This window comes from Grylomicrobium aquisgranense (genome assembly GCF_033971865.1).
GTDB classification, from domain to species: Bacteria; Bacillota_I; Bacilli_A; order Erysipelotrichales; family Erysipelotrichaceae; genus Bulleidia; species Bulleidia massiliensis.
Genome location: NZ_JALBUR010000002.1, coordinates 65,707 through 78,086 on the forward strand (window position 1 = coordinate 65,707; position 12,380 = coordinate 78,086).

General features: G+C 49.6%; 15 protein-coding genes. 6 read left to right on the top strand and 9 right to left on the bottom strand.

Translation table 11 applies throughout. The features are described from left to right. Nucleotides 1-191: 191 nt before the first annotated feature. The 4 genes from MOZ60_RS01405 to MOZ60_RS01420 are packed head-to-tail and all read left to right on the top strand — an operon-like array spanning nt 192 to nt 2,256. Nucleotides 192-551 carry a GntR family transcriptional regulator gene (locus tag MOZ60_RS01405; RefSeq protein ID WP_370595379.1) on the top strand — a complete coding sequence of 120 codons (360 nt, stop codon included), beginning with the start codon at nt 192-194 and terminating at the stop codon, nt 549-551. Further along, nucleotides 544-1,230, top strand: a complete 687-nt coding sequence (locus tag MOZ60_RS01410) for an ABC transporter ATP-binding protein (protein ID WP_370595380.1) — start codon at nt 544-546, stop codon at nt 1,228-1,230. The genes MOZ60_RS01405 and MOZ60_RS01410 overlap by 8 nt, the downstream gene beginning before the upstream one ends. Nucleotides 1,231-1,244: 14 nt before the next feature. Then, nucleotides 1,245-1,970 carry a hypothetical protein gene (locus MOZ60_RS01415; RefSeq protein ID WP_370595381.1) on the top strand — a complete coding sequence of 242 codons (726 nt, stop codon included), beginning with the start codon at nt 1,245-1,247 and terminating at the stop codon, nt 1,968-1,970. Between the two features lie 4 nt (nt 1,971-1,974). Beyond that, complete coding sequence (locus MOZ60_RS01420; RefSeq protein ID WP_108774562.1) at nt 1,975-2,256, top strand: winged helix-turn-helix domain-containing protein; 282 nt, start codon at nt 1,975-1,977, stop codon at nt 2,254-2,256. 79 nt (nt 2,257-2,335) lie between these two features. Here MOZ60_RS01420 and MOZ60_RS01425 read toward each other — a convergent pair whose 3' ends face one another. Together MOZ60_RS01425 and MOZ60_RS01430 are read right to left on the bottom strand one after the other, a co-directional pair. Next, nucleotides 2,336-3,298 (bottom strand): ribose-phosphate diphosphokinase, encoded by a 963-nt coding sequence (locus MOZ60_RS01425; protein WP_370595382.1) that lies wholly within the window; start codon nt 3,296-3,298, stop codon nt 2,336-2,338. Between the two features lie 80 nt (nt 3,299-3,378). After that, nucleotides 3,379-4,284 (bottom strand): bifunctional UDP-N-acetylglucosamine diphosphorylase/glucosamine-1-phosphate N-acetyltransferase GlmU, encoded by a 906-nt coding sequence (locus tag MOZ60_RS01430; protein WP_108774564.1) that lies wholly within the window; start codon nt 4,282-4,284, stop codon nt 3,379-3,381. Between the two features lie 74 nt (nt 4,285-4,358). Here MOZ60_RS01430 and MOZ60_RS01435 point away from each other — a divergent pair, with 74 nt between their 5' ends. Continuing rightward, nucleotides 4,359-5,195 (top strand): tyrosine-protein phosphatase, encoded by an 837-nt coding sequence (locus tag MOZ60_RS01435; protein WP_370595383.1) that lies wholly within the window; start codon nt 4,359-4,361, stop codon nt 5,193-5,195. On the opposite strand, the gene MOZ60_RS01440 is transcribed toward MOZ60_RS01435, so the two are convergent. From MOZ60_RS01440 to mnmE, 5 genes are read right to left on the bottom strand one after another with little or no spacing between them, the layout of a single operon-like run. Beyond that, nucleotides 5,196-6,038: a 4-(cytidine 5'-diphospho)-2-C-methyl-D-erythritol kinase gene (locus tag MOZ60_RS01440; protein WP_108774566.1), complete on the bottom strand. Its 843-nt coding sequence runs from the start codon at nt 6,036-6,038 to the stop codon at nt 5,196-5,198. Next, nucleotides 6,035-6,877, bottom strand: a complete 843-nt coding sequence (gene rsmA, locus MOZ60_RS01445) for a 16S rRNA (adenine(1518)-N(6)/adenine(1519)-N(6))-dimethyltransferase RsmA (protein WP_370595384.1) — start codon at nt 6,875-6,877, stop codon at nt 6,035-6,037. Before rsmA ends, MOZ60_RS01440 begins: the two co-directional genes overlap by 4 nt. Further along, complete coding sequence (rnmV, locus tag MOZ60_RS01450) at nt 6,874-7,407, bottom strand: ribonuclease M5 (protein WP_370595385.1); 534 nt, start codon at nt 7,405-7,407, stop codon at nt 6,874-6,876. The genes rsmA and rnmV overlap by 4 nt, the downstream gene beginning before the upstream one ends. Then, a complete protein-coding gene (locus MOZ60_RS01455) occupies nt 7,400-8,203 on the bottom strand; it encodes a TatD family hydrolase (protein WP_370595386.1) in 804 nt (267 codons plus the stop codon). Before MOZ60_RS01455 ends, rnmV begins: the two co-directional genes overlap by 8 nt. Next, on the bottom strand, nt 8,169-9,488 hold the full coding sequence (mnmE, locus tag MOZ60_RS01460; RefSeq protein ID WP_370595387.1) for a tRNA uridine-5-carboxymethylaminomethyl(34) synthesis GTPase MnmE: 1,320 nt from the start codon (nt 9,486-9,488) through the stop codon (nt 8,169-8,171). The genes MOZ60_RS01455 and mnmE overlap by 35 nt, the downstream gene beginning before the upstream one ends. Nucleotides 9,489-9,612: 124 nt before the next feature. Between mnmE and MOZ60_RS01465 the strand changes: the two genes are divergently transcribed. Next, nucleotides 9,613-10,962 carry a DEAD/DEAH box helicase gene (locus MOZ60_RS01465; protein WP_370595388.1) on the top strand — a complete coding sequence of 450 codons (1,350 nt, stop codon included), beginning with the start codon at nt 9,613-9,615 and terminating at the stop codon, nt 10,960-10,962. On the opposite strand, the gene MOZ60_RS01470 is transcribed toward MOZ60_RS01465, so the two are convergent. Then, on the bottom strand, nt 10,925-11,623 hold the full coding sequence (locus MOZ60_RS01470) for an HAD family hydrolase (RefSeq protein ID WP_277634484.1): 699 nt from the start codon (nt 11,621-11,623) through the stop codon (nt 10,925-10,927). The two genes, MOZ60_RS01465 and MOZ60_RS01470, sit on opposite strands and share 38 nt — an antisense overlap. A 91-nt stretch (nt 11,624-11,714) precedes the next feature. Further along, a complete protein-coding gene (locus MOZ60_RS01475; protein WP_370595389.1) occupies nt 11,715-12,377 on the bottom strand; it encodes an energy-coupling factor ABC transporter ATP-binding protein in 663 nt (220 codons plus the stop codon). Nucleotides 12,378-12,380 lie beyond the last annotated feature (3 nt).

Consider the following 12,380-nt stretch of genomic DNA (forward strand, 5'->3'; position numbering starts at 1 on the left):
GCCTGGATATTCCGCAGTCTGCGCAGTTGTCCTTTTTCCTGCCTGTTTGCATACTGTTCTGACATATCTGGTCCCTGCTTCCTTATAGCCGCAAAAGCCATGTTTTCCCTGTTGGAAAAGAAATTTATTTCTTTTACTTGCATTTATCGTCATAGTGTACTATTTTACTAGTGCACTAGTGAGGAAGACACATGAAGTATGACACGAGTATGCCGATCTATCTGCAGGTTGTACATCAGATTGAGAAAGAGATTGCCTCCGGCAAGCGCAAACCAGGTGAAAAGATGCCTTCGACGCGTGATCTTGCCATTGCATTTCAGATCAATCCGAATACCGCTTCGCGGGTATATCAGGTATTGGAGAGTGAACACATCTGTATGACCAGGCGCGGACTTGGCACATTTGTCAGCGAGGATGCGGACATGGTGAAAAACATCCGCAATCAGATGGCAAAAGAGTCTGTTGACAGGCTGATCAGCAGTTTGAAAGAGCTTGACTATAGTGAAGAAGAAATGATCCAGATGATCAGGGAGAATTGGAAAGATGCTTGAAACAAATCACGTTACGAAGAAATTTCTGAATACAACGGCACTGGATGATGTGTCGTTTACGATTGCACCAGGAAAGATTTATGCCCTGCTTGGTCCCAATGGATCTGGCAAGACGACCTGGATGAAGATTGCGGCTGGCTTAAGCAAGCCGACGTCCGGTGAAGTGCTGTATGAAGACGAACCGGTCGGTGTGAAAAGCCGGAAGTACATTGCCTATATGAGCACGGAATCCTACTTCTATGACTGGATGAGCGTGCAGGATGTACGGTCCTGGTTTGCCGACTTCTTTGATGATTTTGATCCATCGCGCTTTGATGATCTGTTAGAGAAAATGCAGCTGCCTGCTGACAAAAAGCTGAAGAATCTGTCTTCCGGCATGCTGGCAAAGCTGAAAACAGCCGGCGTGCTGTCCCGCCATGCCAAAGTGTATCTGCTGGATGAGCCGCTCAACGGCATTGATCTGTTATCACGTGATGCCATCATGAACACGATTATTTCTGCTGCCCAGCCGGATACAGCCATTGTCATCTCCAGCCACCTGGTGGAAGAGCTGGAACAGTATGTGACAGATGCGATCTTTATTCACAACGGTCATCTGATCAAGACGGTTGATACGGAAGATGTCCGCAGTGAGGATCATGATTCTCTGGCTGATCTGTATCGTGAAATCATGAAGTAAGAAGGAGAAAAGACATGGGAAAACTGTTGAAATATGAATTCCGTAAGACGCGGAATCTGAAGCTGATCATTATTGTCATTGCCTGTTTGTTTGAGGCATTGTTTCTGGTCGGTCTGCTCCATGGCAATCCGGTGAAATATGACATGAACAGATCCTTGATCTTTGGCTCTATGGGGCTTGTCTTTACGACTGCCCTTGGCCTGATGATCATTGCCATCTACTCCACAATGATTCTGTACAAGGATCTCAACACCAAGCAGAGCTATATGCTGTTTCTGACACCTCACTCCTCCTGGGAGATCCTGGGTGCCAAAGTGATTGAAAACACGGTATCTTTCTTTGTCATGATTGCCTTCTTTGCCTTGCTGGCCATCATTGACCTCAAAGCAGCCGGCACCATCAGCCCGGATATTACGATCCGTACCTTCCTGTCTGCGTTTGATCTGGACAGTTTCCGGGTGCTTGATATTGTCAGATTCTGCGTTATCAGTCTGCTGGAACTGCTCTCCTTCACCCTTGCTGCATTCTCTGCCGTCATTATTCAGGCCACGCTGTTCAATGGCAAAAAGTACGGCGGCTGGCTGGCCTTCCTGCTGTTCATTGTCCTTGCCTGCCTGAATGCATGGATGACCAGCAGAGTTGATACAAGCTATGCGGCCACTACCCTGTTATCTCTTGTCTGGGTGCTTGGTCTGTATGGTCTTGACGGATGGCTGATGCAGGACAAACTATCGGTATAAGCCTATGATCTTTCTGAATATCAAAAAGCACAGTGTCTCTGCCAATGGCAGAAACAGCCATCTGACTCCCAAGGAGTTTCAGATTCTGCACTTCCTGATGGCTCATCCTGACCGCACGTTCTCTCCCGAAGAGATTTACCGTCATGCCTGGCAGGAAGAGCCGTTTGAAGTCAGGCCGATCATCTCTGTGCACATCCGCCACATTCGTGAAAAGATTGAAGTGAATCCATCTCATCCAGTCCATGTCAATTATGATATGGGCATGGGTTATCGATTTACAGCCTGAGGAAGTCTTTGCGGCTTCCTTTTTTCGTATGAAAAAGCCAGTGTTTCCACTGGCTGTATGTGTAACTTTTGTTATGTACTCAGTCCTTGAACAGATCGTAGACATCAGATACCGGCGTATGGTTCTGAATGGAATCAATCGTCTTGGCGATCATGTCAGCGACGGACAGAACGTGGATCTTGGTCGTTCTTGCCTTCTGTTCCTCACTCATCGGAATGGTATCGGTGATGACCATTTCCTTGATCGGAGAATTCTCGATCTTTTCAATCGCATCTCTGGAGAAGACACCATGTGTGATGCCGGTATAGATTTCAGAAGCACCATGGTCCTTCAGGATCTGGCATCCTGCAACAAGAGATCCGGCTGTATCGCAGATATCATCGACAACGATGCAGATCTTGCCATTCACATCACCAATGACATTCTGTGCTTCGACCATGTTCGGCTTCGGACGGCGCTTATCAATGATCGCAATCGGTGCATCCAGAATATCGGCCAGTCTTCTTGCTCTGGTGACGCCGCCGTGGTCAGGTGATACAACGACCAGCTTGTCAGACGGCAGGTTCTTCTCCTTGAAATACTGACCAAGCATCGGTACAGCGGTCAGATCATCAATCGGAATATCGAAGAAGCCCTGAATCTGGGTTGCGTGCAGGTCAAATACGACAACACGGTCAGCACCAGCTACCTGCAGAAGATCTGCGACAAGCTTTGCTGTGATCGGCTGGCGGGGCTTTGCCTTGCGGTCCTGGCGGGCATAGCCATAATACGGCATGATGACATTGATCTCACCGGCAGAAGCACGCTTGCAGGCATCAATGCATACAAGCACCTCCATCAGTCTCTCCGTTACCGGATTGCATGTACTCTGGACAATGAAGACAGATCTTCCACGGACAGATTCCTGCGGTTCTACAAGAATCTCACCATCAGCGAAATGTTCCACCTTGATTTTGCCAAGCGGCAGGCCAAGATCCCGGCATACATGCGCAGCGAGATCAGTGCTGGAAGTAAGTGCGAAAATGACAGTTTCCTTTACCATACTGGTTCCCTTCTATATCCTCACAAACAGGTTATATTATAAGCACGAAACCGCTTTATGAACAGGTTAGAATCCCAATCTTACAGGCCAATCTTTCCGTTTGTCAGCACCGTACCCGGTGCTACGACAGTTCCATCCGCAATCTTCGTATCACCAAACAGGCACGTATTGGGATAGATGACGACATCATGGCCGATTGACACATGCGGACCGATGTAGGTGTTCTTTGGATCGACAATTGTCACGCCGGCCTGCATATGGGCCAGATTGATACGCTGCTGCAGATAGTAACTGGATGCGGCCAGGGCCGGATTGTCATTGATGCCGGATACTTCCTGCCAGTCATCACAGGCAACGGCTGTTACTTTCTTTCCCATCTTCTGCAGAATCTCCACAAGATCGGTCAGATAGTACTCATGCTGGGCATTGTTGTTGTCCAGATGAGACAGTCCTGCAAACAAAGACTGTGTATCAAAGGCATAGATGCCGGTGTTGACTTCCCTGACCTTTTTCTCCTCTTCATCCGCATCCTTGAACTCCACAATCTTCTTTACACTGCCATCTGCGTTCCGGATCACTCTGCCATAGGCACCATTGTCATCCGGAACAGCCGTCAATACGGCCATCTGGGCATCTTTGAGCGCTTCATACATGTGGGCATACGTTTCCGGCCGTACACACGGACAGTCACCGGATGCCACCAATGTGATACCCTCTTCCTTTTCAAGCTGATGAGCCTGCATGACCGCATGGCCGGTGCCAAGCTGCGGTTCCTGCACGGCAAATTCACATCTGCCTGCCATGGCTTTTTCGACTTCTTCATGGTGATAGCCGACAATGGTCACAATCCGCTGTGCCCCGGCAGCCTGCAGGCTGTCAATAACCAGTCCCAGCATCGGTTCATGCAGGATTTCATGCAGAACCTTGGGCTTGTCTGACTTCATGCGGGTGCCTTTGCCCCCGGCCATGATAATTGCATTCTTCATATTTATCCTCCACTTGTTGCAAGTCTATTATACCGCTGGCAATTGCCATCCCAACCGGTGGTGGATGATGTATCATGAAAGCGGAGGAATTTGTTATGGACTATGAATCCGTCACGGCCATGCCCCATGCCCTGGGGCTTGCCCATGTCGACAATGACCGCCAGCTGGGCGGCTATGTAAACAAAGAGGGCAGAAAGATCCGTATGGACCGTCTGCTGCGCACCGCCAATCTGCATAATCTGCAGGATGATGACATTGCCTTACTGACTGACAAATATCATGTCAAGACGATCATTGACTTCCGCACCCGCCTGGAAGCTGCTGCCAAGCCGGATGTTTCCATTCCCGGCACAGACTATGTCTGGATTTCGGTCAATCCAGAGGTGGCTGAGGATAAAAATCCGGTTGTGCATGCCAATGATGATGAACTGTCCATGGTCATGGAGATGGTCAAGATGCCGTTTGATCTGTATGGCTTCTATATTGAGATCATCAAGACGTTCCGTGCCCAGCAGGGATACCGCAAGTTCTTTGACTATCTGCTGTCCAATCCGGATGGCTGTTCTGTGCTGTGGCACTGCAATGCCGGCAAGGACCGTACTGGCATTGCGGCTGTCTTCCTGATGTCTGTACTGGACTTTGACAGAGAAACCATGATGGAAGACTACCTGCTTACCAATGAGTACCGAGCAGACCGGATTGAGTCGATGCTGGAGAAGGCACGTGAGCTCACGGATGATGAGCGCATCATGACCGGCATCCGGTGCATGTTTGGCGTCATGTCGGAGACCATGGAACAGATGATGGACTGGTGTGACCGTGAATATGGTTCTGTAAAGGGATTTGTACAGAAAAAAATCAATCTCAGTGATGATGAGATTGATCGGCTGAAAGCCATGTATCTGGAATGATCAGCGGGTGAGAATCCGCGTTCTTCTGACAAAATATTTGCGCTCATACAGCAGCTGGCTGGCTTTTTCCAGAAGATCATGATCTCTGGTGATGCCAAAGACCGTGCTGCCTGAACCTGACATCAATACGCCATCGAAGCCCAGCGCATGCAGGGCTTCTTTTACGCTGCGGATCTCGGGCACAAGCTGTACAGCCGCATCTTCCAGGGAATTGCCAAGCGATGAAATCACACCCTGATAATCATTTTCAATCAATGCCCTGCACATGGCCATGCAGTCAGGATGGATGGGATCTGTCTTGTCACTGAGAGCAAAGGCCTCCTTGGTGGAGACACCGCGCTTGGGCTTGACCAGCAGGATTTCAAAGTCAGGATGGCATACAAATGGCTGCAGGATCTCGCCGATGCCCCGAACAAAGGCCGGCTGATTCAACAGGCAGAACGGTACATCGGCACCGACCTCCTTGCCCACTTCAATCATGTCATCCCTGCTCATCTGCAGGTTTAACATGCGGTTCATCATGCGGATGGCTGCCGCCGCATCGGCACTGCCCCCGGCCAGACCTGCCCGGGTTGGAATATGCTTGTTCAGTGTACAGGCAAAGTTTTCCGTAAAGCCATAGCGGTCACGCATGACCCGGATCGCCTTGATCACCGTGTTTTTCTCATTGACCGGCAGAAAGCTGCGGTTGTTGGACAGGGTTGTTTCCGGGGCAATATCCATTTCCAGCACATCATAGAAGTCAATCGGCACCATGATCATTTCCAGATCATGATAGCCGTCTGCTCTTGTGTCTTTGATATTCAGACACAGATTGATTTTGGCATAAGCACGTTCTCTCATAATGTATCGTACAGCTTTCTTAACTCCTCTTTGCTCAGTTCCTGCGCTCTGGTGCGGGGATCAATGCCTGCCCTTTCAAGGACAGCAAGTGCCTGATCTCCTGAGCCAAGATAGTCTCTGAGATTATTGTAAACCGTCTTTCTTCTCTGGCGGAAACAGGCTTTGACAAAGGTAAAGAATTTCTGCAGATCTTCTGGATCAACAGTTTCCGACCGGCGGGCAAACTGAATGATCACACTGTCCACATTCGGACTGGGATTGAAGGATCTGGCCGGCACATTGAACAGCTTTCTGACATCATACAGTGTCTGTGCCTCCACACTCAGGGCACCATACTCCTGGGTATTGACACCAGCCGCAAAGCGTTCTCCAACTTCCTTCTGCACCATGACCGTAATATAGGGAATATCAGGTGCTTCCTCAAACAAACGGAACAGGACGGGTGTGGTGATGTAGTAAGGCAGATTGGCACACACGGAAACACTGCCGTACTGTTCCCTGAGTTCCTGCACTTTTGTCTTGATATCACAGGTCAGAAAGTCCTGCCAGATGATTTCGATATTGTCATAGGGTGACAATGTATCTGCCAGGACCGTTTTCAGATCTTCGTCGACTTCATAGGCGGTGACATGTTTCGCCACGCGGGCAAGCTGCTCGGTCAATGAGCCGATGCCTGGTCCGATTTCAATGACGGCATCTTCGGCATGAGCCTGCTGGGCACAGCGCTCCACAAGCATCGGATCCACCAGGAAATTCTGACCATAGCCCTTCTTTGCATGCAGGCCATAATCTGCCAGGATTTGTTTTGTCCGGGATGGTGTTGCAATCCACTTTGTCATTTCAGTGCCTCCTGGAGTTCTTCTTTACTGATGCCAAGCGCATTCAGCCTGCTCAGCATGGTCTTTGCATTGCCATTGCCAAGATGATAGAGCTGTCCGATCTTCTCACGCTTTTCCCCACTGTCAGGACGTCCTGACAGGCCCAGTGCATACATATCCTGCATCGTCAGATGACTCTCTTCCGTAAATGTAATCAGATTGTCCAGGGCATCCTGGATCGTTTTGTCATCCGCATGTTCAACGCCTACTTTATGTGTCGTATGGGCATGTGCTTTATCCACAAAGGCATTCATACAGCCAGGCACGGCATCATTGACTGCCTTGCGGATACGGTTGCCAGGAGAATCCGGATCCGTCATGACAATCACACCGCGACTTCTGGCAGCCCGCTTGATCAAACGCAGTGTCCAGTCAGAAAGACACGTACCATGGGTTTCCACCGTATCGCAGTCATACAGCAGTTTCAGCCTTGCCGTATCATGGTGTCCTTCCACTACAATCAGTTCTTTGATCCGTTTCTTCTCAGCCATGGAGATACCTTTCATAGTTAGCCATCACAACATCTGCCATGTGTTCCACACTTTCATTGCGCACAGATGCCATCCTGGCAAGAATATAGGGAATGTTGGCCGGCTCATTGCGGGTGCCGCGCACTGGTTCCGGGGCCATGTACGGACAGTCGGTCTCTGTTAACAGCCACTTTTCATCTACCGTTTCCACAACTTCAACCGAATGCCGGGCATTCTTGAATGTCAGTGCCCCGCCCAGAGCAAGAAAGAAGCCGAGCTTTGTGAATTCCTTTGCCATTTCCCTGGTGCCACAGAAGCAGTGCAGCAGGCCTCTTGGATGGACCTGTTTCATCAGGTCATAGGTATCCTGCATGGCATCGCGGGCATGGACTGCCACCGGCTTGTTCAGTGCTTTGGCAAGTTCCATCTGTTTGACAAACAGATCTCTCTGCAATTGCCGGATGCCTGGATCCTTGACCCAGTGGTATTCCAAACCCATTTCACCAAGTACGCTGACCTGGGGCAGGGCGGCGTCTTTTTCAAACTGGGCATAGTCGGCATCCGTGATCTTGTCAGCGTCTTCGGGGAAGATGGCCGCCGCGATCTGATAGTGTTCAGGATCTTTGTCAGCAAAGGCGATGGCCTGCATCGTCTCTTCATGTTTCAGCGTGATGATCAGTGTCCTGGTGATGCCGGCATTTTCAGCACGCTTGACAACATCATGGAAATCATCGTGGAATGCCTCATCAAACAGATGGGCATGTGTATCAACATACTGCATATTACTTACCGAGGCAGAACCGGCTGAATATTTCATCCAGCAGATCTTCCCTGCCTGCCTTTCCTGTCATTTCTCTTAAGTCTGTCCATGCCTTCTGCAGGTCGATGGTCACAAGATCCAGCTCCATGCCAGCTTCCAAAGAGGCAATGGCATCCTGCACAGAATTGCGGGCGGCAATGGCCAGGCCGATCTGTCTTTCGTTATTCAAGGTATCAGACTGTGCTGCCAGCAGCTCTTTCTCATATTTTGTCTCAATGGCATCCTTCAATGCCTGCACGTCGCCCCTTCCGGCACAGATACAAAGTTTGCCCGGCACTTCCTGCAGATCTTTCTTGTTATAGACAACAATTCTGTTTTTATCTTTTGTCATCGCCAGCAGCTTTTCATCTTCTGCGTCCTGGCGGGAGGCATCAATGACCACGATGACAAGCTGTGCCTTGTGCAGTGCATCCATGGTCTTGGCCATGCCGATCTGTTCAATCTTGTTGGATGAATCATGCAGGCCGGCCGTATCAATCAGGTTCAGTGTGATATTGCCGACCCGCACACTGCCTTCCACAAGATCCCGGGTTGTACCGGCCACATCCGTCACAATTGCCTTGTCTTCTTCCAGCAGGGCATTCAAAAGAGAGGACTTGCCAACATTCGGCTTGCCAAGGATCACAGTATCAATACCTTCTTTGATCAGCACCGCATCCTGGGCTGTCTCAATGATCTGATCAATCTGCTTCACCCACTGCTTTGCCTTGGGCAGGATTTCCTCTTCGGTCAGCTGGTGGACATCATCATATTCAGGATAGTCGATGTTGACTTCGATGTTGGAGATGATCTGGGTCAGATCTTCTTCCAGCGGCGCCAGCAGTTTTTGAACGGATCCCTTGATGGCATGGACCGCACTTCTGGCATTGACTTTGTCACGGGAGCGGATCAGATCATTGACCGCTTCGGCCTGGGTGAGGTCCATTTTGCCGTTGAGAAAGGCACGTTCCGTAAATTCACCGCGTCTTGCCATGCGCACACCAGTGCCTAATACGATGGAAAGAATACGACGGGTGATATACATACCGCCATGGCATGACAGCTCCACCACATCTTCACCCGTATAGGACTTTGGTGCCCGGAACAAAGAGACAAGCACTTCATCCACGGGTTCTTTGCCATCATAGACCGTCGCAAAGTGGATGGTATAGCCAGCCGCATGGGAATAGTCTTTGTGTGTGATCTTTTCCGCAGCGGATATCGCATTTTCACCCGAAATGCGAATCATCGAAACGGCCCCCATGGCATTGGCAGTCGCAATCGCCGCAATTGTATCTTCCATGTCTGTCTCCCTTCATTTCCTTATTAGTATACCTTTCCTTTCTTCTTTCCGCACAGATTGCACCGATCACACCGATTTGCATTTTTTCCTGCACAAAGGCTACACTAGGATTATGAGCGATACGATGATTGCAAAAGAAGCACTGCAAAAAGCAATGGTGCATTGCGGCATGAAAAACTTGCGGCCGATTCAGCAGAAATGCATTCCGTTATTGAAGCAGGGAAAAAGTCTCTATGTCCAGGCTCATACCGGAGCTGGCAAGACCGCGGCGTATCTGTTGCCTGCATTGGATTGCATCAAGGAAAACAGAGAGACCCAGGTGCTTGTACTGGCCCCGACCAGGGAGCTGGCGGTGCAGGTGGAACAGACGGCTCAGCGGCTTTCCCTGTATACACGCATTCATACGGCCTGCCTGATTGGCGGCATGCCGATTGAACAGCAGGAAAATCTCTTGAAACAAGGAGCTGAACTGGTGATTGGCACACCAGGCAGGCTGCTGGATCTGATTCATCAGAACAGGCTGAACCTGAAGAGCGTCACATTGACAATCATTGATGAAGCAGACATGATGGCAGGCACTGGCCAGAGTGAAGAGACAAAGCAGATTCTTGAGCAGGTGAAAGGGCAGCGTGCTGTGTTTTCCGCGACGCTGCATGAGGATGTCAAATCCTTTCTGCCAGAGCCTTATGAAGAAGTGATTCTGGATGAGGCAAAGCTCAGCCAAAACATCAAAGCCTATGACATCCTTACCCAGAATAAGAAAGAGACACTGTTGGAACTGCTGCACGAAGACGGCATCCAGCAGGCCATTGTATTTGTGAATCATCGTTCGGATGCCAATACAATCTGTGATGTTTTGTCTCATCATGAGATTCTTGCGGCACCGTTTTCTGCCTACTTTGATGAGGCAAAGCGCCTGCATACACTGCATCAGTTTGAACAAGGTGAAATCCGGGTATTGTGTGCGACAGATGCGGCCGCAAGGGGCCTGGATCTCACCAGCATATCCAGAGTCATTCACTATGATCTGCCGGTAGATATGGATACCTTCCTGCACCGCTCTGGCCGCTCCGGCCATCAGGAACAAGCCGGCATGACGATTGCTTTGCTGGATCAGGATGATCAGGACAGTGTCGTTGGAAAGCAGATCATGGATATCGCAGAACCGTATCAGATCCGGAATCAGGCCGGTGATCTTTCCCGGCCAATTGCAAAAGCAGCAGCAGAAAACGTGGATGCTACGGAAATTTTGCTATTGCTTGGCAAAAAAGATGGTATCCGAATCAAGGATGTGATTGGTGCTTTGTGTGCCAGGATGCCGTTTGAAAAGATCGGCCGGCTGCAGTTGCAGGACCGCTATTGTGCTGTCATCATCTTTCTGCCCAGAGAAAAAGTCCTGCCATTGCTGGAAGGACTGACGATCAAGAAGAAGAAAGTCAAAGTGCAGCTTCGCCAGAAGAGTGTGCTGGCATAAGCTGGATGGTTCCGTAGCTGATCAGCTTGTGGACATCATACAGACTGTCGAGGATGGCACAGGCACGCTGTCTGTCAGTGCCAGTCGGTGCATTGATGCTGGGCACCATGATGACATCAATACCGGCGCGATGGGCAGCTTCAACCCCATAGCATGTGTCTTCCAGCACCAGTGCATCTTCTGGTGCTGTTTTCATTTTGGCAAGCAGTGTCTGATAAATCTCAGGATCTGGCTTTCTCTTTTTCACTTCATCACCGCATACGATGCAGGAAAAATACTGTGTGATCTGCATTTTTGCAAAGCGCTCCATCGTTTTGATGCGGGATGTGGCCGTACCAACCGCCATCGGAATCTTCTTCTCTTCCAGACAGGCAAGCAGCTCCTTTGCACCCGGCATCAAAGACAGATCACGGTCCATCTGCACATCTCCCAGTGCAAAAACATCATCCCGCAGCTTGTCAATCTCATCAGAAGTCAAAGCAGGCAGTTCTTTTCGAAGCATATTCATGACCATATCGCCATTGGTGCCAACCGCTTTATGAAATAATGGCCCAAACGCCGGCACATGATTCCTCTTGCCCACTTCATTCCAGATCTTCTGCCAGATAAATTCCGTATTCAGCAGTAAACCATCCACATCAAAGATCACCAGTTTCTTCATGCCCATCTCCTTCTGTCATTTCAGCCCTGCTATGATAGCAGGTTTTTCATGCAATGCCAGAAAGAACAGCAGAATTCATATTCTGCCTGCATTATTCTTCGGTTCTCTGCGGCAGCTTCAATACGTCATCTGCCAGTTTTTCTATACATGTTTTCTGGTGGTCTGCCAGCAGAATGGTTCTGCCGGCAGCTTTAAGATCCAGCAGGAATGTCTCCAGATGTTCAATCGTCTTTTGATCAAGAGAGGCAAATGGTTCATCCAGGATCAATACCTCCGGATTCAATGACATAACCGCTGCCAGTGCTGCCCGTTTCTTCTGACCGCCGCTGAGATGATACGGTGCCTTGTCTGCCAGTGCTTCCAGATGGAACAGTTTCAGACAGTCATTTGTTCTTTCTCTGACATCACGTTCTGACAGTCCCATCTGCCTTGGCCCAAATGCAATCTCATCATACACACTGCCATTGAACAGCATCACATCCGGGTTCTGGAACAGATAGCCGATCCGTTTATGAAACATTTTGGCTTTCTGCTGGTCTTTCAGGTATTTCTGATCAATCTGTACACCATCAAAGAAGTAAGTGCCATCCTGGGGAAAGGACAGGCCGTTGAGCAACCGGAACAAGGTTGTCTTACCAGCACCATTGGCACCTTCCACCGCCAGGCATCTTCCTTTGCCAAGTGAAAAGCTGAGGTGTTCCAGCACCGGCGGTTCATCTTCACTGTATGCAAAGGTAATATCTTTCAGTTCCATCAA